Origin of the sequence: Brevibacterium sp. SIMBA_078, from assembly GCF_046534565.1 — a bacterium.
Lineage (GTDB): Bacteria > Actinomycetota > Actinomycetes > Actinomycetales > Brevibacteriaceae > Brevibacterium.
Genome location: NZ_JAWRYQ010000064.1, coordinates 1 through 363 on the forward strand (window position 1 = coordinate 1; position 363 = coordinate 363).

General features: G+C 37.7%; 1 pseudogene. It reads right to left on the reverse strand.

The features are described from left to right. Positions 1-363 (reverse strand): annotated as a pseudogene (locus SB749_RS18880) (hypothetical protein); the annotation flags it as partial.

Consider the following 363-nt stretch of genomic DNA (forward strand, 5'->3'; position numbering starts at 1 on the left):
GGCATTGTGTCTTTTACTCGCCATTATTGTTTTGGCTACGATAGTTTGACTTTTTGCATGTGTCTTTTGACGTTGCGCTTGTCTACGAGCAGACTTCGTTTTTTTAGAAGAATCTTCGATTAAGTCTCGCATCTCGGTCAAAGCTTCATAAATTTGATGTTCACTTATATACTCATTCCCTTTATCAGAAATCTGCTTACGAATCTGTTTATATTCCCACAGACTCATACTTGGTAGCTGCTGGTTAGCAAAGGGGACGGTAAAATACTGGTGTAAGCTTGGATCGTAGAACCAAATTTTACTAATGTCTCGTGGATCACGTCTAAATAAAAAGTGTTTCTTACTTCCATCTTTATTTTTGGC